General features: G+C 31.9%; 1 pseudogene. It reads left to right on the forward strand.

What is annotated here, in order from left to right:
* Positions 1-260: pseudogene (locus ACTHSX_RS10725) on the forward strand (hypothetical protein); the annotation flags it as partial.

The following is a 260-nucleotide window of genomic DNA, read 5'->3' on the forward strand; positions in this document are numbered from 1 at the left end:
GATCAACAGAATTGTTTGCTCCATTAAAAACCATTCGTGTAAATCATTCTGTTTCTGCTGCATTTGAAAACAAATCAAATCTTAAGGATTGGATTGAAGACTGGGAAAAAAATTCTTTTGATTTAGATAAAGATGATTGTGGCTTTAAGTTAAAAAACGATGACAAGATTTATTGGATTCGAGGAAATGTCATCAAATGTGAATTGGACGTCAACCTTCATAAGGAAAATGGGATTTATCCAGCTGCTAAAATTCTAGAT

The organism is Neisseria sp. P0014.S002 (assembly GCF_051958295.1).
Classification (GTDB): domain Bacteria; phylum Pseudomonadota; class Gammaproteobacteria; order Burkholderiales; family Neisseriaceae; genus Neisseria; species Neisseria flavescens_B.